The organism is Arthrobacter sp. (assembly GCF_030540645.1).
GTDB lineage: Bacteria > Actinomycetota > Actinomycetes > Actinomycetales > Micrococcaceae > Specibacter.
In genome coordinates this window covers 1-20559 of sequence record NZ_JAUNVV010000018.1, presented here as the reverse complement: position 1 = coordinate 20559, position 20559 = coordinate 1, and the positions used below count along the sequence as shown (strand labels likewise).

The following is a 20559-nucleotide window of genomic DNA, read 5'->3' as shown; positions in this document are numbered from 1 at the left end:
GCCATCAATCCTGATTCGTTGGGGGCCGGCGCTTCAGTGCGGCCGTTAATTCAGGGAGGTAGTTGCCCACCTGTGACATGATCCCTGCGACCATGTTGTTGATGCCGTCTCCGCCGTTGAGCACTGTCAGTTGGCCCACATGCGCGAAGGGCTCCGCTGCAGCCGCCACGATGGCCGGCATGTTTTCAGCCAGCTGCTGGGATATGACGGCGTCCTGGTTCGTTCCCAGCGCCTCGGCACGGGCCTTGATGCCATCCGCCTCGGCCAACGCCTTGGCCTTGATGGAGGATGCAGCCGCGTCGCCGCGGGCTTTCGTTGCGGCGGCCTCAGCCTCGCCGGTAAGGCGTGTCGCTCCCGCGGTGGCAGCAGCCGCCGTCGCGTTGGCCTGCGCTTCCAGCTCGGTCTTTTTGGCCCGGGCCTCTGCAGCGCTGATGTCAGCGGACTTTTGCGCTTCAGCTTCCGTGCGTTGGGAGTATGCCCTGGCGTCGGCTGGCTTGCGGATGGTGGTTTGAAGCTTCTGTTCTTCCCTGTCCGCTTCAAGTTTCGCCACTTCGGTTTCCTGAACCACAACCTGCTGGCGCGCCGTGGCATCTGCCAGCGGTCCTGCTTGGGCGGCGTTCGCACGGGCTGTCTCTGCGTTGGCTTGGGCTGCCGACTGTCTGATGGCTGAGAGGCTTTGTGCATCGGCAATCAGGGATGCGGCTTCGGCTTCTTTTTCGGCTGCCTCCCGGTTGCTGGTGGCCTCTGCAATTCTGGCCTCCATCTTGACTTGCGCGATGTGCGGTTTGGCCAGATTTTGGATGTACCCGGTGGGGTCCTCCAAGTCCTTGATCTGCAGCGAGTCAACGACCAATCCCAGCTTTTCCATTTCCGTGCCGCTGGCACTGCGCACCTGAGAGGCGAGTTTGTCACGCTCCCGGATAATCTCCTCCACGGTCATGCTGCCGATGATCGACCGAAGATGCCCTTCAAAAACGTTGTACACCTGGCTTTCCATCTTGGCCTGCTGGCCCAAAAAGCGCCGGGCTGCATTGGCTATAAAGGGTGTGGAGTCCCCGATCTTGAAGATGACAACACCTTGGACCACTACCTGTATGCCCTGTGAGGTCACGCAATTGACCTGCAGCTCGGTCTCGTTCAAGGTCAGGGACAATGCCCGGACAGTCTGCAGGCCCGGGAGTACGAACGCTCCTGTACCGGTGACAATCTTGAAATCCATGCCGTCTGTGGTTCCTGCGCTTCCACGTGTGAACCCGGAGATGATCAATGCCTCGTTGGGCTCGGCCACCTTCCACATCATTTTCACGGCAGCCCTAAGCAGCAGCGCCACGATGACCAGGGCAACCACCACGACGACGAACGGAATGAACGGGGTGAAGTTTTGCATGACCGAAGTCCTTTCAGCGGTGGAAGCCTCCGTTAAGATGGATTCCACACAACCAAAAATACTCCGCAATTCTTGACTTTAACTGTGCTTTTGCGGGCTACAATTCCTGCGCCTCAACAACTGTCGGAGCTGCTGCTCATTCCCCCGCCGGTTCGGCAAACCACAGACGCGTTTCGCCATACTTTTTCTCGGCAAAGCGCCCCAGGGATTCCGGCCAGGCTGGTTCGGGAGTGCGTGCGGAGCGTTCCACCACCACCACTGCAAAGGTACTCAGCCGCGGCCCCAGCAGTTCAAGCACGGCAGAAAGCTCGTCCTCGGTCAGCGGGTAGGGCGGGTCCATGAACACCAAGTCCCACTGGTCCACTCCGGCCTCTGCCGCGCGCGCCATGAACGCTTCCACCTTGCTGCGTTGGACGCGTACCACTTTGGTGCCAAGTACCTTATTGACGAGTTCGGCGTTGCGTTGGCAGACGGCCGCAGCCTTGTCGTTGAACTCGACCAATTCCACCGAGGAAGCCCCACGACTGGCGCTTTCCACACCGAGGGAACCGGATCCGGCGTACAGGTCCAGGACGCGGGTGCCGGAGAGCATGTTCATGGATTCAAGCCGCGAAAACAACGCTTCCTTGACTCTGTCGGTGGTGGGACGCGTGGCGTCTCCCGGTACGGACACCAAGGGGCTGCCGCCAGCTGCACCGGCAACGATCCGGCTCATGCGCGTACCCCTGTTGTGCCAGCCGCGTTGCTTTTGCTAGCCACGTTCAAGGAATGCCTCATTCTTCTCCGTCAGGTACATGTCAATTTCAAGCTTCAACGCGGGATGGAACTCAAGTTCCGGGTCCTTGCTGACAATATCGGTGGCGTCATGCCTGGCCCGTTCAATCAAGGCCTCGTCGCGCAGGACACTGAGCATGCGCAGGCCGCTGACCCCACCCGACTGCCGCGCGCCCAGGATGTCGCCCTCGCGCCGCATTTCCAGGTCATTCTTCGCCAGCACAAAGCCGTCGCTGGTGGCAGCGACGGCGTCCAGGCGCTTGCGGCTGGGGTGCCCGGGTTCAAGGTTTGTCACGAGCAGGCAGGTTCCGGCATACCCGCCGCGCCCCACCCGACCGCGCAACTGGTGCAGCTGGGAGATGCCGAACCTGTCCGCATCAAGGACTACCATGAGCGTGGCATTGCGCACGTCCACGCCCACTTCGATAACGGTGGTAGCCACCAGAACGTCGATCTCCCCGGCCGCGAATGCAGCCATGGTGCCCTGCTTATCCTGCGAGTCCAGCCGCCCATGCAGCACCTCAATCCGCTTCCCGGACAGCGCAGGCAGTTCACGCAGGTAGCGCACGACGTCGAGTACCCCGGCCATGGGGCGGCCGTCGCCTTCCGTCGGCGGAATGTCCCCGTCATCGGGCAGCTCGCCGATCTTGGGGCACACCACGTAGACCTGGCGCCCGGCGTCGATCTCTTCACGGGCACGGGCCCACACCCGTGGTTCCCACCCGGGGTGTTCGGCCATGGGCGCCACGTGGGTGGTGATGGGGGTGCGCCCGGCGGGCAGCTCGGTCAGCTCGGACACTTCCAAGTCACCGAACACGGTCATGGCGACGGTGCGCGGGATGGGGGTGGCGGTCATGACCAACAAGTGCGGGGGTTTGAGTGCCTTGGCCCGCAGCGCGTCACGCTGCTCCACGCCAAAGCGGTGCTGTTCGTCCACGACAATGAGGCCCAGATCCGCAAACTGCACATTGTCCGAAAGCAGCGCGTGCGTGCCGATGACAATGCCGGCTTCCCCGGATGCCGCCGCCAGCAGTGCCTTCTTTTTGGCTCCGGCTGGCATGGACCCGGTGAGCAGCGTGACCTGGGTGGCGTGCGGGCCACCGAGCAGTTTCCCGGCCCCCAGGCTGCCCAGCAGTTCGGTGATGGAATACAGGTGCTGCGCGGCGAGCACTTCGGTGGGGGCAAGGAACGCGGCCTGACCGCCGGCGTCGACCACTTGGAGCATGGCCCGCAGGGCGACGACCGTCTTGCCGGACCCCACTTCACCTTGCAAGAGCCTGTGCATGGGATGCCCCGCGGCCACCTCGCCAGCAATCAATGTGCCGATCTCCTGCTGCCCGGCAGTGAGCGTGTAGGGTAGCGAAGCGTCAAAGGCGTCAAGCAGCCCGCCCTGGACAGTCCGCCTCCCAGTGGCGTCAAGGTGCATGGCCTCAAAGCGCTTTTGCGCCAGCACCGTTTGCAAGGCCAGTGCTTCCTGGTAGCGGAACCGCTTCCGGGCAGCCGGAAAGGAGTCCATATCAGTGGGGGCGTGGATTTGCGCGTATGCCTCCCACAGCGGCATGAGTTTTTCGCGTGCGGCAATATGCTTGGGGATGGGGTCGGGGATCTTTTCCAACTCGAGGGCGGGAAGAAGTGTCTGGATGATCTTCTCCGACTTCCAGCTGGGGAAGTTGGCCGTGCCGGGGTAGATCGGTACGGGCTTGGCTGACTGGACCTCAGCTTCGTGCTCGGCCAGTTCGTCGTCGGGCAGCAGGACGTAGCCGGGGTTTGTCAGCACCTTGGCGCCGTTGTAGAGCGAGACACGGCCGGAAAACATGGCCAACACTCCGGGCTGCAATTCCTGCTTGGCCTTGAAACCGTTGAAGAAGCTGATCTTCAGCCCCGAGGGACGGCCGGAATTGTCGGTGATGGTGACGTCGCTGATGGTGCCCTTGCGGGTTTGCATGTAGCGCGTCTTCAGCTCGACCACTCGGGCCAGGATGGTGGCTTCCTCATCCACCACCAGCTGGTCAAGGTCAGTCAGGTCCCCGCGGGCCAGGTAGCGGCGTGGGAAGTGGTGGAGCATCTCCCCGACCGTGCTGATGTCAAGGGCCTTGGCCACTGCCTTGGCCGACGGCGAACCGACGAGCCGCGAAAGCTCCCACACCAGCTCCGGGTAAGGGGTTGCCGGGATGCTTGCCGGATTGGGACCGCCGGCGTTAGAGGAGGTCATGGCCGTCGTCGGAAGAAGTGGCGGTTAACGCTGAAATGCTGACGTTGCTTGGATCACCCACAGCACGGATGGCGTCCAGCGCCACACCCGAGGAGGGGACATGGACGTGCAGCCGCCACGGGTAGGAACCGTTCGCGTCTGCTTCCTCCGACACGGCGCTCATGATGACGGAGTCGCCAAGGTCATCCAATTCCATGCGCAGCCCGGCAGCGGCCAGTGGCGTGAGGGAGATGCTGCACATGACCTCAACGCCTTCCTGCTCCGGCATGTCCAGGGCAATGTTGGGGTCTTGGACCTTGTAACCGGACAACCCGTCCAACAGGTCTTCCTGCAAGGGCTCACCAAGGATCACCGAGCGCAGGCAGTCAAGGATGAGCAGCAGCCCCACACCGCCGGCATCCACTACGTGGGCGTCGGTGAGCACTTCCAACTGGGACTCGGTCAGCACTACTGCTGCGCGGGCGGCGTCGACAGCCCCGTTGATGGTCTCTGCCAGTGCGTGGTTGGACTCATCAGCGTTCTGCCCGGCCCCCACTGCTTTGGCACCGCGGGCCGCAGCTTCCAGCACGGACAAGATGGTCCCCGGCATGGGTTCGCTCAGCGCACTCCAGGCACGCAACTGAGCCCGATGCAGCGCTGCCGCCAGCAGCGGGCCGCTCAGGCGCTGGGCGCCAGCGAGTGGTTCAGCCATGGCCACCAGTGAAACGGAGAGCAAGGTTCCGGAGTTTCCCCTTGCGTGTTCCATCGCCGCCCGCCCCGCGGTGGCCATGGTGACACCCACGTCCGAAGGTTCGAGGTTCGCCAGTGCCTGCGCTGCGGCCCTGACCGTCAGGTACAGGTTGGTGCCCGTGTCCGCATCCGCCACCGGGTAGATGTTGATGGCGTTGAGCCGGTCGCTGTGGTTGGCCAAAGTTTGTTCGGCCATGGCCAGCCAACGGCGAACCACGGGTGCAGTTGCGGCGATCTTAGACTGCAAAATGATCCCATCCCAGAGCACCGTCCACGGTGCCTTCAAAATTCTGTCCGTCAATGGTCACAGCAACTTCAGCCGCACCCAAAGACCACACCGAGCCTATCCTAATGAAGCCTCCCGGGAGCGGAGTGTTCGCCGGGAACGTAGACAGCAATCCATGGTCTTCGCCTCCGGTCAGCACCCAAACTAGTGGATCAACGCCCACAAGCTGGGCATGTTCGATCAGCTCTTCAGCCACCCGTGACAGAACCGCACGATCCAGATCCAGGCCCACGCCGCTCGCTGTTGCCATTCTGGTGGCATCCCTGAGCAGGCCGTCGGAAATATCCATCATGGCTGTCGCGCCGGCGCGCGCAGCCAGCACCCCGGCAGCCAGCGGCGGCTCCGGTCGCGCAAACAGCTGGGCAGCCCGAGCCAGCCCGGGGGTGAAATCCTGCGCTGGAACATGGCTTTCGTGCAGCGCCCAACCAGCGGCTGAGAAGCCCATGTTGCCGCACACCGCAATCTGGTCCCCTGCCCGGGCGCCGCTGCGCAGCACGGGGTCGCGGCCTTCGAGGGTGCCTGTCACGGCGACGGTGACCACGATTTCGCTGCCGCCGGACAGGTCTCCCCCAGCCACCGAGCACTGGGGTGCCCCGAGCGCAACAATGGCGGCACTCAAGCCCTCGGCCAGCTGCTCAACCCAGCTGACCGGCGTCGTGCCCGGCAAGGTGAGGCTGAGGACAATGGCCGTGGCGGAAGCACCCATGGCGTTGATGTCGCTGAGGTTTTGGGCGGCGGCCTTCCAGCCGACGTCGTAGCCGGTGCTGGTGCTGCCGTTGGGCCAGAGCAGGCGGAAGTCCTTGTCCTGGACCTGGGTGTCGATGGAGATGACGGTGCGGGAGTCCGGCGCGGCGATGATGGCGGCGTCGTCGCCGGGGCCCAGCAGCATGGAGCTTCCGGCGTGCAGGCGCGGAAAGATGCGCGCCAGGAGCTCGGATTCGGATAGTTGGGCCACGGTGAGGGTCATGCTTTAACCGTAGCGCCACAGTGGGACATTGACGGAACCGGGTGGCCCTGTCTGTGTCGGTGGCCGCCCTACTGCTCCTGCATGGGGATGCGCACGCCGCGCTCGGCCGCAACCTCAATGGCACGCTCGTAGCCGGCGTCGGCATGGCGGATCACGCCGGTACCGGGGTCGTTGGTCAGCAGGCGCTGGAGCTTCTCGGCCGCCAGCGGCGTGCCGTCGGCCACGGACACCTGGCCGGCGTGGATGGAACGGCCAATGCCCACGCCGCCGCCGTGGTGGATGGACACCCAAGTGGCACCGGAGGCGGTGTTCAACATGGCGTTCAGCAGCGGCCAGTCGGCAATGGCGTCCGAGCCATCCTTCATGGCTTCCGTCTCACGGTATGGGGAGGCAACGGAACCGGAGTCCAGATGATCGCGGCCAATCACAATGGGCGCCTTCACGCGGCCGTCGGCAACGAGCTGGTTGAACATCACGCCGGCCTTCGCCCGGTCACCGTAGCCCAGCCAGCAGATCCTGGCCGGCAGCCCCTCAAACTCAACGTGCTCGGCGGCCGCGTTGAGCCAGCGGTGCAGGTGCGCATCCTCCGGGAACAGTTCCTTCAATGCCTCATCCGTCACGCGAATGTCCTCCGGGTCACCGGAGAGGGCCACCCAACGGAACGGGCCCATTCCCTCGCAGAACAGCGGACGGATGTAGGCCGGGACAAAGCCGGGGAACTCAAAGGCACGGTTGTAGCCGCCCTTGCGCGCCTCGTCGCGGATCGAGTTGCCATAGTCAAAGACCTCGGCACCGGCATCCTGGAACTCCACCATGGCCTGGACGTGGCGGGCCATCGCGTTCTGCGACTTCTTCGTGAAGCCGTCGGGATCCTGCTGCGCTTCCACGGCCCACTCCTCCACCGAGTATTCAGTGGGGAGGTAGGAGAGCGGGTCATGGGCGCTGGTCTGGTCCGTGACAATGTCCACAGTGAATTCGCCGGCATGGTGGCGGCGCAGGACCTCCGGGAACACCTCGGCCGCATTGCCGACGACGCCGACGCTCAAGGCCCGCTTCTGCGCCTTGGCTTCCAGCACGCGGACCAGAGCGGTGTCGAGGTCCGGGGCCAACTCGTCAAGGTAGCGTTTGCCCACACGGCGCTGCAACCGCTCTGCGGACACATCAACAATCAAGCAGGCGCCACCGTTGAGTGTGACGGCCAAGGGCTGGGCGCCGCCCATGCCCCCGCAGCCACCGGTCAGGGTCAGCGTGCCGGCAAGGGTGCCGCCAAAGCGCTTGACGGCAATGGCGGCGAACGTTTCAAAGGTGCCCTGCAGGATGCCCTGCGTGCCAATGTAAATCCAGGAGCCGGCCGTCATCTGCCCGTACATGATCAGGCCCTCGGCCTCGAGCTTGCGGAATTCGGGCCAAGTGGCCCAGTCCCCCACCAGGTTCGAGTTGGCCAGCAGGACCCGCGGAGCCCAGACATTGGTGCGGAACACACCCACCGGCTTGCCCGATTGCACCAGCAGGGTTTCGTCGTCGTCGAGGGTCTTCAATGTGGCCACAATGGCGTCGTAGGCTTCCCATGAACGTGCGGCCCGGCCTGTTCCCCCATAGACCACCAGGTCCTCGGGGCGTTCGGCAACTTCCGGATCCAGGTTGTTCATGAGCATGCGCAGGGGCGCCTCCGTCTGCCACGACTTCGCGGAGAGCACGGTGCCGCGTGCTGCGCGGATGGTGCGGGAGGGGTCGTGAATCGTTGCCATGATGAATTCCTTAGCTGCTGGTCCACTTCATGGAACCAGCTGGTTCCGGGCAGAAGTTCCTTTCTTCCATCCAACCCCGGACTGCCGCGCCATTCTAGGGATCACGCGGTGCATCTGTCTGTCATACCGGACAAGCCACCCCCGCAGCCGGAGCCCTGCAAAAGCGCACGTGCGTTGACGATCCATACAACGGCTAGGCTTGGTACATGCCTTTGAATGTTCGTTCCTGGCGCACGGCTGTGCCGTTTGCCGCCGTCGCCCTGCTACTTCTGACCGCTTGCGGGCCGTCGGTGACTGTCGATGAAGCCAAGGATGCCAACAACCCCGCGTGCGCGCCGATGATGGTGGCCCTGCCCGATGCACTGGCCGACGCCAAGCGACGCACCACCAGCAGCCAGGCCACGGCAGCCTGGGGAGATCCTTCCGTGGTCATTCTGCGCTGCGGCGTCACCGTCCCGGGACCCACCACGGACAAGTGCGTCAGCGTGAATGGCGTGGACTGGGTCATGAAGGAAGGCGAGTCCTACTGGACGCTGACCACCTACGGCCGCAACCCCGCCACCGAACTGCTGCTGGCCAAGAACAAGGTTCCTTCCGACACGGTCCTGACGGAAATCTCCGCCGCAGCAGCCAAGATTCCGACCACAGGGCACGGCTGTATAGGCCCCAATGACGTGCCCAACCCCAGCCCAAGCACGACGCCGAACTAGGCTTTCGCGCCCAGCCTCCACAGCGAGGTGGTTTCCTTGCTCCGCGCAGCGAAGAACGGGTCGCTGCGATCCATGGAGCGCGGATGTTTGGGCGGTGTGTCCAGTTTTCCCAAAACCTCGAGTCCGCCCTTGTCAATCCACCCCAGCAGTTCTTCGCGCGAGCGCAGACCGAGGTGTTCGGCTAGGTCGGAGATGACCAGCCAGCCTTCTCCCCCGGGCGTCAGGTGCCCCGCGAGCCCGTTCAGGAACGCCTTGAGCATGCGGGATTTGGGGTCGTAGACGGCGTTATCCAACAAGGTGTTCGCGGTCCCCGGCAGCCATGGCGGGTTGCAGAGCACCAGCGGGGCCCGCCCGTCCGGGAACATGTCCCCTTCGGTGGCCTCGACAACATCCGCCAGCCCCAACCGTTCAAGATTGTCCTGTGCACAGGCGATGGCCCGCGGTTCGCTGTCCGTGGCCACTACACGTTTTACGCCGCGCTGGGCCACGATGGCCGCCAGGACTCCCGTGCCCGTGCCAATGTCAAAGGCCAATTCCTGAGAGGGCAGCGGTGCCTGCGCCACGAGCCCCAGGTATTCGCTGCGGATGGGCGCAAAAGTACCGTAGTGCGGGTAGATGACAGCATCCAGCTCCTGCACAAACACACCGTTACGGCGCCACTCATACGCTCCGACGGCGCCCAGCACGTCCTGCAACGGGGCCACCACGGGCCCCACCACGTCTCCGGCGGCGGCCCTCCACGCCTCAGCCACATCGGGTGCCCGGCGCAGTGCTACTGTGGGGCCCGCCTCTAACGGCACGAGCAGCAGGCCCAGCATCCTGGCCCGTTGTGTCCGCCCTTGGCGGTAGCGGTAGAACGCCTTGGCGACGTCCTCGCCGTCGTGCCTGGAAAAAACGGGCAGGCGCCGGGCCATGGCGGAGAGCAGCTGGCGGGCATTGTGGTAGTCTCCGTGCCACAGCATGGCCGTTCCCTGGGCGGCAAGGCGGTGGGCATCGTCGGCCGTCAGAGAGTCGTCCACCACCTGCACCTTTTTTGGCGCCGCTGCGCCGCTGGCGGAGAACCACACGGCCGTATGCTCGGTGTCTCCCTGTGTCCAGCTCAGGGTGGGTGCCGCAGGCAATGGCTCATGGCTCATGGGCGAAAATGCTCCTTGGGATGGCGGCAGACGGGGATTTCCGCGTGGCTCACGAAGGTGTGTGCTTAGCTCACTGCATTCGCGTCGACGGCGCTGAGGTGGCGGTGCCCGCGCGGGCGGCGACGGTGGAGGGGGACGTTCCGATCACGGCAGATAGAAGCTTTGGGGCCCTTTGCATTCCGGCGCCGACGTCCATCACAGCGCAGGCGGGGCTTTCCAGCCGAGATGCCGCGGCCGGGGGAAGAAGTGTTGGCGCCCGGAACGACGAGCGACACTCCGCCAGAAGTCGTTTTGGTCACGGCGGTGGCAGTTTTGACGCTGAAGCTCATGGGGGTGCTGCCGCCAGCGGCCAAGGCCAAGCCAGCCAGCACGGCCACCACAGCCTGCAATTTCGGACCCAGCGTACTGCTGCTGCCGGGGATGCTCTTCACGTTCTGCTACCTCGCCAGTTCTGCTTCGTTGATTTCCGCGTACACCTCATTGTCCGGTATCAACTCGTCGAACGCCAAAATGGTGACCGCCAGCCCTCCTCCGGCGGGAAGCGCACGGGCCCGCACCCTGCCCGATTCCACCCGGCGCAGCACGCCGAGCAGCTGCTCCACGGCGTCCTCCAACACGGCGCTGTTCATGGGGGCTTTGCGGTCATCGAGGAGATCCACTTTCACCCCGCGCACCCTCGCTGCCCGCGCTGCCTGCACAACCTCCGGGGTGGCCAGGAGGCGGCCGCGGATCTGATCGCGCAGCTCAGCCTCCAACAGTGCGAGCTCCTGCCGCTGTCCGACAGAAAGCTCCCCGGCCGCGATGGCTTCAAGGGCCGGGCGGGTGGTCTGCTCCAGTTCAAGCATCCACTTGTCCCGGTACAGTCTGTGCGCGTGTTCGCGGCCCAGACGCATAGCCGACTCCCTGCTCTGCTCCGTGTACGCGGCGATATTGTTGCGGCTGCGACCGAGCATGACGTGCACGGCCGTGGCAATGACCATCCACATGACCGGGGTAAGCACCAGCGCCAGCGCATCCACCAACGACAGCTCGTGCGCCATCGACGCGCTGAAGTCCAGCACGGCAAACGCAACCATGCCCAGCCATGCCAGCAGCACCCGGTTCCTAAACGCCATCGCCACCAGCAGCATCTGAACGGCACCGTTTTGCCATGACGCGTAGCCGGGATGCAACCCTGTCGGCAGCACGCTGGTCACCAACACATCGACAAGCACCACGCCGGCCACAACAGCCAGTGCCGAGCCCAGCGGCAGCGCATGCTCACGTGTGCGCCAGCAAATTGCCACCACCAGGGCCAGGGTGATGACCATGGCCGCCAGCGGCTGCCACAGGGATGTGACCTTGTGCAGGTTGGCCAAACCAAGAATCACGTGGGCAACGGGCATGGGAATGGCAACCGCCAGCACCAGCCACTTGCTAATCACCCTGTCCACGGGCACCGCCTTCCCGTGGCCATTGCAGCCGCACCAGCGTTCCTCCGCCTGGACGGGAGGAAATTTCGGCGCTGCCACCCACCTGGCACATGCGCTCAACGATGGATAAGCGCACCCCCATCCGCTCCAACGGAACCGTTCCCACGTCGAAGCCCGGCCCGTCATCACTGACGTCAACCACCACTATTCCGTGCTCAGATTCCTGCTCATTTCCCAGGTCAGTTTCCAGATCAATTTCCAGGTCAGTGACAGTGGCCGTTGGCACCGCACCCGGCCTCGGATGCGCTGCACCCCGTCTCGGGTGCCGGCCCGGGAACTGAACGCCCACCTGCAGTGCAGCTCCGGGAGCATGTTCGGCCGCATTCCGCACAGCCTCCATGGCCGCCTGGGTCAAGGCCCGTGCCACGAGCAGGGGGATCTCCCTCCTCCCACCTGGCACGGGCTTCGGAACCTCTACCTGCATACCCAGGCTGCCAACGGCGTCCCCCAACCTGCCAAGCCACTCGCGGGTGGTGAGGTGGTCCGCGGAGGAGGTTCCGGCGTCGTGCTTCACAGTTTCAAGCTGGGCCAGGGCAGCCACCGCAGCGCGACGCGCGGCCTCCACCACCTCCTGGGTGCGGGCCTGCGAGGCGACAATCAAGGTGCTGAGGATAATGTCATGGGTCAGTGCGTCGAGGCGGTGGCGCTCCAGCGAAATTGCTTCCGAGCGGGCGGCCTCGACGAACTTTTCCACGGCGTCCACGGCGGCTTGGTCAGATTCCAGGACAGCCCCGCGCAACGCCCAGATGGGGGCGACGATCACAGTGGTCATGGCCACCGTCAGCAGTGCGTCCTGCCACGAGTCGGACCAGTGCCGCCCGTAACCGGCCGGCAGCAGCGGGACGGCAAGGATCAGCATCGAAAAGACCAGCCCATAGATGTTGGCCATTTTGATGTCCTTCGCCACCGCTGCCAGACCCACTCCGGCCCCGGCAATGCCCCATGACCAGGGACGGGCGTCGGGGCTCAGGCCATTGCCGATCAGGCCCAGATGCCACAGCAGAAAGCCGAGCAGGATCATCCACGCGACCGTCCCGGCAAAGAGGCGACGCAGGCCGGCATGTTTCCGGGGGATCATGGTGGCTATGGTCAGCACCGGGATCAGGACCACGAAAACCATATAATCGAGCTGGGTTTTACTCCCCGCACCCTGCAGGAGGTCGGGCAGGGCCAAGGCAATGAGGAGCAAGGCAAAGACGCCAATGGAACGGGCCAGTAACAATTCGGTCAACTCGACCGTGTTGGGCTTGATGGCGGGTCGTGATTTGGTGCGCGGGAGAATCATCCTGCGCCTACGCTGGCTCGGTGGTGATGACGCCGTCTTCCAAAGCACGGTGGTAGAGCTCCAGCTTGGTGGGGGCGTAGCGGCCGGCTACCGCGTACTTTTCGCGGATGCGCTTGATATTGGTGCCCACCGTGTTGGCGGAGATGTTCATGCGCGTGGCGATTTGGCCGCGCGTGAATCCGGTGGCGTAGAACTTCAAGGTCTCGAGCTCGCGCTCGCTCAATTCAGCGGCGATGAAGCTCCTGTCCGCTGAAATCGCGGCGGCCAGTTCCTGATTGTCAATGGTTTGGCCGGCGGCGACCAGGCGCACCATCTCCAAGGTGTCGCGGATATCTTCGGCCTTGCGGGAAATTCCAGAAGCTCCAGCGGAGAGAGCTTCGCGGATGGCGTCCGGGTTGTCGCCCAAGCTGAAAACAAGAACCGGGTAGCCGGCGGAGAGAACCGCACGGACGTTGTCCCCCGGCGCAGAGCCGTCGGACAGCGACAAGTCCAACACCACCACATCAAACATGCCGGGCGGTCCCTGCAGCAACCTGCCCACAGTGTCCACAGCTGCCACGACCTTCAGTGGATGTTCGGAAAACTTCGCATCCAAGGCGGCACCAGCCGAAAAGCCGATGCGCACCACTTCATTGTCATCAACAATGCCAACACGAATAACCGGATACAGCATTGTGACTCCCCAGAAGTACGTGACCTTTTATCCAAAGCATAAGTCCGACGGCGGGGTCCAGTGACTTATGACAGCCTCCCCGGGATGATTACGCCTATCGCCGGCGTGGATCATGCGGGGCGCAACGGGCTAGGCCAGCATGGATGCGACAACTCCGGCGACGAGTGCCTCGACCTCGGCAACCGGCCTCGGGTCGTAAAGCAGCTGCCCGGCCAGTCCGGCACTGAATGCAAGGATGGCCCGCGCAAGCGAGTCGTCATCCAGGCGTGCGTGCAGCTCACCGTCCGCGCGCCGCCAAGCGAACAGGCGAATCAGTTGAGTGCGGATCGCCTCATCCCCCCCGCGGATCGACGCTGCGATCTTCTCATCGAACGGCGCCCTGTCCGAGAACGCAACTCCGACAATCACGGCTGCGCGGCGTTCCGCGTCGACTGGGAGGGTGGCAGACACCAAGCCCACCAGCCACTTCTCAAGCGTTGGCTTCGCGGGCTCTGCCGAGAAGGAGCCGGTCACCGTGGACTGCGCACGCTCCAGTGCCGCATGAAGCAGCTCCTCCTTCGTTGCGAAGGCTTTCTGGACTGCCCCCAGGGAGCATCCCGCCTCACGCGCCACGGAGCGGAACGAGAGGCCCGGCAAACCATCGCGGGCTACGATCTGCAGTGCAGCGTCTGCAAACTCGGTAATGCGTGCCGACACCGGTCCTCCTGAGTTTTTGAAGAAGTCTTGTGCACATTCAGAATACAGGTGTATTCTACAAAAAAAAGTCGAATACACCTGTATTCCTTCAAGGAGTGTCATCATGTCTACAACATCCAGTCTTGTTCAAAAGACCCGCCCTTACCTCGCACTGCTGCTCACTACTGCCGGACTGGTTGTCTTCCTTGGCGCTGTGGGAACCGTCAGCTACCTCCTCGGGTTCACCGGATACCTGCCGCTGGTCGCCGCGTTCATACCACTGGCGGCCGCAACCGCCATCGGCCTAACGATGCGCCGCTCGTGGCGGGTGACCGGGTTCCGGCGCATCGAGACAAGGCGACCCGGTGCGGCGACTGCCATGGTACTTGTCGCAGCGCTCCCGATCGCGGTCATAGTTTCCTCCAACGGTGTGGACGCCCCTGGCGTGGGAATCCTGGCATTCGCCGGTCTTGCGATTCTTGTGGGATTCGTCGAGGAGTCGATCTTCCGCGGAATCCTGCTGCGGCTCTTTTCCGCCCGTGCACCTTGGGTGGGGGTTGTTGCCACCTCAGTGGGGTTTGCCGTGGCGCACTCTGCCGCAGCGCTGTCACCCGAACAGAGCATCACCGAAAGCCTCGCCACCATCGTGTTCGCGTTCTTCTTCGGCGTGATCGCCTGCACCCTGGTGCGGATGACGGGCAGCATCTGGCCTGCCATCGCACTGCACGTGGCCTTCGACTTTTCCGGTTTTGTGCTGGTTCCCCGTTCGGCTGAAGTCACCGACCTCGTGAGCGTGGCTGTCGCCGCCGTCCTCGCCGTGGTCCTCGTGCTGGTTGCCCGCCGTCATGGCTAGCCACCCGCCAGCTTAGCGCAGGCCCACCTTGCGCTGGAGGGCAAGCTGGAGCAGCTCGTCAATCAGCTCGGGGTAGCTCATCCCCGAGGCCTCCCACATCTGCGGATACATGGACGACGGTGTGAAGCCGGGCATCGTGTTGATCTCATTGATGATCAACTCACCGTCCGCGGTGTAGAAGAAGTCCACGCGGGAGAGCCCCTCGGCGCCGACGGCGTCAAACGCTGCCGCAGCCAGCTCACGCACACGCACGATGTCCGCCTCGGGCATTTCCGCAGGGCAGCTGAGGTTCACGGCATCGCCCTGGACGTACTTGGCGGCAAAGTCATAAAACTGGTGGTGGGCGCCGTCGACCATGGCAATTTCACCGGGCAGCGAAACCCGCGGAGCGTCGCTGCCCCGGCCCTCAAGGACGGCGATTTCGATTTCGCGGCCCACGATTCCGGCCTCGATGACCAGCTTGAGATCGTGCTCGCGTGCCTCGGCGATGGCGGCATCCAGCTGCTCGGCAGAGTCCACCTTCGAGATCCCCATGGAGGAGCCGGCGCGGGCAGGCTTCACAAAGACAGGGAAGCCAAGAGCTGCCACGCGCGCGCGCACCTTCTCCGGGTTCACGGTCCATTCGCGGTCGGTGACCGCAACATAAGGCCCCACACTGAGTCCGGCGGCTTCAAAAACCACCTTCATGAAGTGCTTGTCCATGCCGATCGCCGACGCCAGCACTCCGGCACCCACATATCGGGTGTCCGAAAGTTCCAGCAGGCCCTGGACGGTGCCGTCCTCACCCCACGGCCCGTGCAGCAGCGGGAACACCACGTCCACGGCGCCGAGCTGCTCGGGCACGTTCACAGCATCCGAGACCACCAGCTGGTGGCCGCCGCCCAGGTGCGCCAGCGAAACGGTCCGCTCTCCCCCGGCAACCTCCGGCAGGGCACCCCCGGCGAGGGACACGCCGTTGATCTCCCCGCCAACCAAAACCCACTGGCCGTCCTTCGCAATGCCGATGGGGACGACGTCGTACTTGTCCTTGTCAATGGCACCCAGCACGCCGGCGGCCGTCACGCAGCTGACCGAATGTTCGCTGGAACGGCCCCCGAAAAGAATGGCAACGCGAATACGCGCAGATGTAGCGGGGGAATCAGTAGTCACGCGTTAATCGCCTTCGGATTTCAGTTGGCGGGCCAACAGCAGCGGGCCCAGTTCATCGACAGTCAGTTTACCCTCAAGCACGGCCACCACGGCATTCGTGATGGGCATGTCAACACCCATCTTCGCGGCCAAATCCGAGACTGCACGCCCGGACTTGATGCCCTCGGCAGTCTGCGTCATGCGGTTGTTGACGTCCTCCAGCGTGAGGCCCTCACCCAGCATGCGCCCGGCCGTGTGGTTGCGGCTCAGCGACGACGAGCACGTGGCCACGAGGTCACCCAGGCCGGCCAGCCCGGCCATGGTCTCGGCCTTGCCGCCCAGCGCCAGTGCCAACCGCGTGGTCTCAGCCAGGCCACGGGTGATGACGGCCGCCTTCGTGTTGTCGCCCACCTTCTGGCCCTCACACATGCCCACGCACAGGGCGATCACGTTCTTCACGATCCCGCCAATCTCCACGCCCACCACGTCGGAGACCGTGTAGGGACGGAAATACTTGGACTTGCACATTTTCGCAACCCATTTGGCAGTATTCTCATCCACACAAGCCACCACTGAGGCTGTGGGCTCCTGGCGCGCAATTTCCATGGCCAGGTTGGGGCCAGAAACCACCACAACGCGCTCCGGGCCCAGCCCCAGTTCCGACTGGATCACCTGGGACATACGCTGGTCCGTTCCCAGCTCCAGCCCCTTCATCAAACTAACGACGACGGCGTCCTTCGCCAGGTGCGGTGCCCACCCGCCCAACTGTTCGCGCAGCGTTTGGGCAGGCACGGCAAGCACCACCAGCTCTGCATCGCGCAGAACTTCCGCAACATCCGTGGATGCGGTGATGCTGGCAGGGAGCGCAATGCTTGTCAGGTAGCGGGGATTGCGGTGGTTGTCATTGATCTGCTCCACCACCTCCTGGCGCCGGCCCCACAACACCACTTTCAGGTCGGTGCCTTCGCCACCGTCAGCGAGGATCTTCGCAAAAGTGGTACCCCAGCTGCCTGCACCCAAAACCGCGATCTTGGCAGGCGCCTTGCCATCCACGTAGCTCACTTCAGGTCCCCTGTTTCTGTTGTTCCGGCGTCGTTCTTCATGTCTTTCGAAGTGCTGGGTGCCTCAAGTTTGGGAGCCTTGGGGCTCTGCTCACCGCGCTCCACGAACCGGCCATGGGCCGTTTGGTGGTGGGCGGCGGGATCCCAGCGCTGGGCAGGGGCAGCCTCACCGCGCAACTCGACCAAAATGGCGGTGATGGCCGCCATGATCACCTCCGTCATGGCTTCCAAGGTGGCCTTGTCGGCATCATGACCGGCGAATGCGCTCAGATCCACGGGATCGCCCACCACAACCCGCACCTTCTTACGGGGGAAAATCTTGAACCCCTTGGCATAGCGCGGGAACACCTCCTGGGCGCCCCAGTGCACCACGGGAATCACCTTGGCGCCGGTGCCCAGAGCCAGCCGCGCAGCCCCCGTGTGCCCCTTCATGGGCCACAGCTCGGGGTCACGGGTGAGCGTACCTTCCGGATACACGACAACTGCACCCCCGCCGATGAGCACTTCCCGTGCCGCCACGATCGACTTGCCTGCACCGACACCGCTGCGCTCCACCGGTATCTGGTGAGCACCGCGCAGCACCGCGCCGAGGACGGGGGTTTTGAACAAGCCGTCCTTGGCCAAGAAATACGGCATGACGTTCTGGTTGTACAGCAAATGCCCTACCACGATGGGATCGATTTCGGTGCAGTGGTTGGGCACCACGATAAAGCCGTCATCCTGGGGCAGACGGTCCAGTCCGTACCATTCCTTCCCAATGAGGACGTTCATGATGCTCCGGGCTACCCCGGCAAGAAGGGCGAAGAACATGCGGGTGCCCAGCGTCATGCCCTTGGGTTTGAAGGGCCTCTTGTGTGCCGGTTTGCCCTGGCTCAGGAGGTGGGGGCTGGGCTGGGCTGAGTCAGGGAGGTCGGGGTTTGAACCGGCACCCATGGCGGCTACCCCGCCTTCCGGACAGATTCCAGAACGTCAAAATCGGCGCCCAGGTCATCAAGTTTGGCAGTGAAATGCTCATAGCCGCGACTGATCACATCAATGCCCGTGACGTTTGAGGTGCCCTGGGCGGCCAGAGCCGCAATCATATGGCTGAAACCACCGCGCAGATCAGGGATGTTGATATCGGCACCCTTAAGTGGCGTGGGCCCGGAAATCACTGCTGAGTGAATGAAGTTACGCTGGCCAAAACGGCACGGGATGCTGCCCAGGCACTCGCGGTGCAGCTGGATGTTTGCACCCATGCGGGTCAGCGCCTCGGTGAAGCCAAACCGGTTTTCATACACTGTCTCGTGCACAATGGAGACGCCCTCAGCCTGGGTCAGCGCGACGACCAGCGGCTGCTGCCAGTCGGTCATGAAACCAGGGTGCACGTTCGTTTCCAGGACGAGCGGCTTCAGGCTGCCGCCCTTGTGGAAGAACCGGATCCCGTCGTCGTGAATGTCCATGCCGCCGCCGATCTTGCGGAACGTGTTCACGAACGTCATCATGTCGCGCTGAGTGGCGCCCTCAACGTAAATGTCTCCGCCGGTGACAAGAGCTGCCGACGCCCACGAGGCTGACTCGTTGCGGTCCGGCAGGGCAGTGTGGTCGTAGCCGGTGAGTTCAGCAACGCCCTCGATGCGGATGGTCCTGTCCGTCTGCACCGAAATAATGGCACCCATCTTTTGCAAGATGGCGATCAGGTCAATGATCTCCGGCTCCGTGGCGGCACCTTGGAGTTCGGTGATGCCCTCCGCGCGGGTGGCGGAAAGCAGCACTTGTTCCGTGGCGCCGACGCTGGGGTACGGGAGGGAAATCTTGGTGCCTTTCAGGCCCATGGGAGCGGTGATGGAGATTCCACCACTGGTCTTTTCCACAACGGCACCGAACTGGCGCAGCACGTCCAGGTGGTAGTCGATGGGGCGGTCGCCGATCTTGCAGCCGCCAAGGTCGGGGATGAAGGCATGGCCGATGGAGTGGATCAGCGGCCCGCACAGCAGAATGGGGATGCGTGAGTCCCCTGCGTGTGTGTTGATCTCGGCACTGGAAGCCTTCTTAGCGTTGGCCGGGTTCATCGTGAGGTCGCCCGTGACGGAATCCATGTCAACCGTGACACCGTGGATCCGCAACAGCGAAGTTACCACCTCGACGTCCTTGATCTCCGGAACGTTGCGCAGCGTTGAAGGGGCATTTCCCAGCAACGCGGCCACCATGGCTTTGGGAACCAGGTTCTTGGCACCGCGCACCTTGACTCGTCCCTTGAGCGGAACACCGCCTCGGACTGTCAGAATTCTGCTCATCGTCACCTAATCCTTTGTTCCACGTGTGGGCTCGCAACCTGCCCGGGCTTCAGTCAAGCATAGTTTCCCGTCTCAAGATGCTGAAATGCGCGCTCCGGCCGGTGCAGGCGCAAAGTGGCTCCGGGGGCTGTTGTGGTGATCCGACGCTGCTATAGCGGGGTCCGTGGACCACAACAGCCCCCGGCGGGTCTGAACGGGCTCTCCGCACGGCGCTCTCCGGCCACATCGATCCTCCACAGGCCGGGCTGCCGATAGTGTTGTCCACTTTCGCCTCGGCAACCCGAGGTGTGCGGACTGACAGCGTCCACGATGGAGCATGACCTCTTTCCAGATACCCGAATTCATCAAGGCCCCCAGCGTGCTGGTCGAGGAATACGGCGCCCGGCAGCTGTCCCGGCTGGCCGCCTCAGGTGAGCTTCACCGCGTGCGACGCGGTCTGTATCTGCGTACTGAACTGTGGAGCTCGCTCAAGCCGTGGGAACAGTACAGGGTCCGCATTCAGGCAGTCCACGAGTTGGCCCATACGGCCCCGGTTTTCACCCGGCAGTCAGCAGCCCAGGTCATGGGCTTGCCGCTGGTCCGCGTGCCCCGCCCGGTTGAGACGCTGTGCGCCGCGAAGAACGGCGGCCAGAGCAGCAATGGTGTGCACCGGCTCCCCGCGATCGACGGCGACCCTCCACCGTGGCAGATGCACGGCCTGCTCGTGACCCCACCCCACATCACTGCCCGCGACATGGCCGTGTGCCTGCCGCTGGCCCAGTCCCTGCCCGCCATGGACAGCCTGCTGTCGATGCGGATCCTTCCTGGCTCCCCCGCCAACGTCCCGTTGACGTTCCCCGTGGAGAAGATCCAGCTGGCCATTTCACGGCTGCCCTACGCTTCCCAAAAATGCCGGGCCTTGCGGGTGCTTGCAGCCGGGAACGGGCTGTCCCAATCCGCCGGTGAATCACTCAGCCGGGCCATCATGCTTGAAAACGGGTTCCCGGAGCCAGCCCTACAAGTGCCTTTCCACGACAAGCGAGGCCTCGTTGGGTACCCCGATTTTGCTTGGGAGGAATATAAGATCCTCGGAGAATTCGACGGCTTCGAGAAGTATTCAGCGCAACGCTATCTCAGGGGCAGGACACCCTCCCAAGTGGTCGTGGCGGAGAAGGTGCGCGAGGACCGCCTGCGAGCGCTCGGCTACA

At 63.8% G+C, this 20559-nt stretch carries 19 protein-coding genes; 3 read left to right on the top strand and 16 right to left on the bottom strand.

Annotated elements, in window-relative coordinates:
• Positions 1-4 precede the first annotated feature (4 nt).
• From Q4P21_RS05430 to hutU, 6 genes are all read right to left on the bottom strand, one after another.
• Complete coding sequence (locus Q4P21_RS05430; RefSeq protein WP_303387796.1) at positions 5-1387, bottom strand: flotillin family protein; 1383 nt, start codon at positions 1385-1387, stop codon at positions 5-7.
• 136 nt (positions 1388-1523) lie between these two features.
• Positions 1524-2102, bottom strand: a complete 579-nt coding sequence (gene rsmD / locus Q4P21_RS05425) for a 16S rRNA (guanine(966)-N(2))-methyltransferase RsmD (RefSeq protein WP_303387795.1) — start codon at positions 2100-2102, stop codon at positions 1524-1526.
• Between the two features lie 36 nt (positions 2103-2138).
• Positions 2139-4373 (bottom strand): ATP-dependent DNA helicase RecG, encoded by a 2235-nt coding sequence (locus tag Q4P21_RS05420; protein WP_303387794.1) that lies wholly within the window; start codon positions 4371-4373, stop codon positions 2139-2141.
• On the bottom strand, positions 4360-5298 hold the full coding sequence (locus tag Q4P21_RS05415) for a DAK2 domain-containing protein (protein ID WP_369598864.1): 939 nt from the start codon (positions 5296-5298) through the stop codon (positions 4360-4362). Before Q4P21_RS05415 ends, Q4P21_RS05420 begins: the two co-directional genes overlap by 14 nt.
• Before the next feature lie 40 nt (positions 5299-5338).
• The gene (locus tag Q4P21_RS05410) at positions 5339-6355 is read right to left on the bottom strand and encodes a thiamine-phosphate kinase (RefSeq protein ID WP_303387792.1); all 1017 of its coding nucleotides are present in this window, start codon (positions 6353-6355) and stop codon (positions 5339-5341) included.
• Between the two features lie 68 nt (positions 6356-6423).
• A complete protein-coding gene (gene hutU / locus Q4P21_RS05405; RefSeq protein WP_303387791.1) occupies positions 6424-8103 on the bottom strand; it encodes a urocanate hydratase in 1680 nt (559 codons plus the stop codon).
• Positions 8104-8309: 206 nt separating this feature from the next.
• On the opposite strand from hutU, the gene Q4P21_RS05400 reads away from it, so the two are divergent.
• Positions 8310-8813, top strand: coding sequence for a DUF3515 family protein (locus Q4P21_RS05400; protein WP_303387790.1), 504 nt, complete (start codon positions 8310-8312; stop codon positions 8811-8813).
• Here the strand turns inward: Q4P21_RS05400 and Q4P21_RS05395 are convergent.
• From Q4P21_RS05395 to Q4P21_RS05370, 6 genes are all read right to left on the bottom strand, one after another.
• Positions 8810-9949, bottom strand: coding sequence for a class I SAM-dependent methyltransferase (locus Q4P21_RS05395; RefSeq protein WP_303387789.1), 1140 nt, complete (start codon positions 9947-9949; stop codon positions 8810-8812). The two genes, Q4P21_RS05400 and Q4P21_RS05395, sit on opposite strands and share 4 nt — an antisense overlap.
• A gap of 65 nt (positions 9950-10014) precedes the next feature.
• Complete coding sequence (locus tag Q4P21_RS05390; protein WP_303387788.1) at positions 10015-10380, bottom strand: hypothetical protein; 366 nt, start codon at positions 10378-10380, stop codon at positions 10015-10017.
• Between the two features lie 6 nt (positions 10381-10386).
• A complete protein-coding gene (locus Q4P21_RS05385; RefSeq protein WP_303387787.1) occupies positions 10387-11382 on the bottom strand; it encodes a hypothetical protein in 996 nt (331 codons plus the stop codon).
• Positions 11366-12706, bottom strand: coding sequence for a sensor histidine kinase (locus tag Q4P21_RS05380; RefSeq protein ID WP_303387786.1), 1341 nt, complete (start codon positions 12704-12706; stop codon positions 11366-11368). The genes Q4P21_RS05385 and Q4P21_RS05380 overlap by 17 nt, the downstream gene beginning before the upstream one ends.
• A gap of 7 nt (positions 12707-12713) precedes the next feature.
• A complete protein-coding gene (locus tag Q4P21_RS05375; protein ID WP_303387785.1) occupies positions 12714-13379 on the bottom strand; it encodes a response regulator transcription factor in 666 nt (221 codons plus the stop codon).
• A 129-nt stretch (positions 13380-13508) separates the two neighbouring features.
• Positions 13509-14075: a TetR/AcrR family transcriptional regulator gene (locus tag Q4P21_RS05370; RefSeq protein ID WP_303387784.1), complete on the bottom strand. Its 567-nt coding sequence runs from the start codon at positions 14073-14075 to the stop codon at positions 13509-13511.
• A gap of 103 nt (positions 14076-14178) precedes the next feature.
• On the opposite strand from Q4P21_RS05370, the gene Q4P21_RS05365 reads away from it, so the two are divergent.
• The gene (locus Q4P21_RS05365) at positions 14179-14907 is read left to right on the top strand and encodes a CPBP family intramembrane glutamic endopeptidase (RefSeq protein WP_303387783.1); all 729 of its coding nucleotides are present in this window, start codon (positions 14179-14181) and stop codon (positions 14905-14907) included.
• Between the two features lie 12 nt (positions 14908-14919).
• On the opposite strand, the gene Q4P21_RS05360 is transcribed toward Q4P21_RS05365, so the two are convergent.
• The 4 genes from Q4P21_RS05360 to murA all read right to left on the bottom strand — a co-directional run bounded on the left by Q4P21_RS05360 (position 14920) and on the right by murA (position 19372).
• A complete protein-coding gene (locus Q4P21_RS05360) occupies positions 14920-16056 on the bottom strand; it encodes a D-alanine--D-alanine ligase family protein (RefSeq protein WP_303387782.1) in 1137 nt (378 codons plus the stop codon).
• 3 nt (positions 16057-16059) lie between these two features.
• The gene (locus Q4P21_RS05355; RefSeq protein ID WP_303387781.1) at positions 16060-17097 is read right to left on the bottom strand and encodes an NAD(P)H-dependent glycerol-3-phosphate dehydrogenase; all 1038 of its coding nucleotides are present in this window, start codon (positions 17095-17097) and stop codon (positions 16060-16062) included.
• Positions 17094-17924: a 1-acyl-sn-glycerol-3-phosphate acyltransferase gene (locus tag Q4P21_RS05350; RefSeq protein WP_303387818.1), complete on the bottom strand. Its 831-nt coding sequence runs from the start codon at positions 17922-17924 to the stop codon at positions 17094-17096. The genes Q4P21_RS05355 and Q4P21_RS05350 overlap by 4 nt, the downstream gene beginning before the upstream one ends.
• A gap of 110 nt (positions 17925-18034) precedes the next feature.
• Positions 18035-19372, bottom strand: a complete 1338-nt coding sequence (gene murA / locus Q4P21_RS05345) for a UDP-N-acetylglucosamine 1-carboxyvinyltransferase (RefSeq protein WP_303387780.1) — start codon at positions 19370-19372, stop codon at positions 18035-18037.
• 316 nt (positions 19373-19688) lie between these two features.
• Here murA and Q4P21_RS05340 point away from each other — a divergent pair.
• The coding region (locus Q4P21_RS05340) for a type IV toxin-antitoxin system AbiEi family antitoxin domain-containing protein (RefSeq protein ID WP_303387779.1) at positions 19689-20559 on the top strand (871 nt) is incomplete at its 3' end.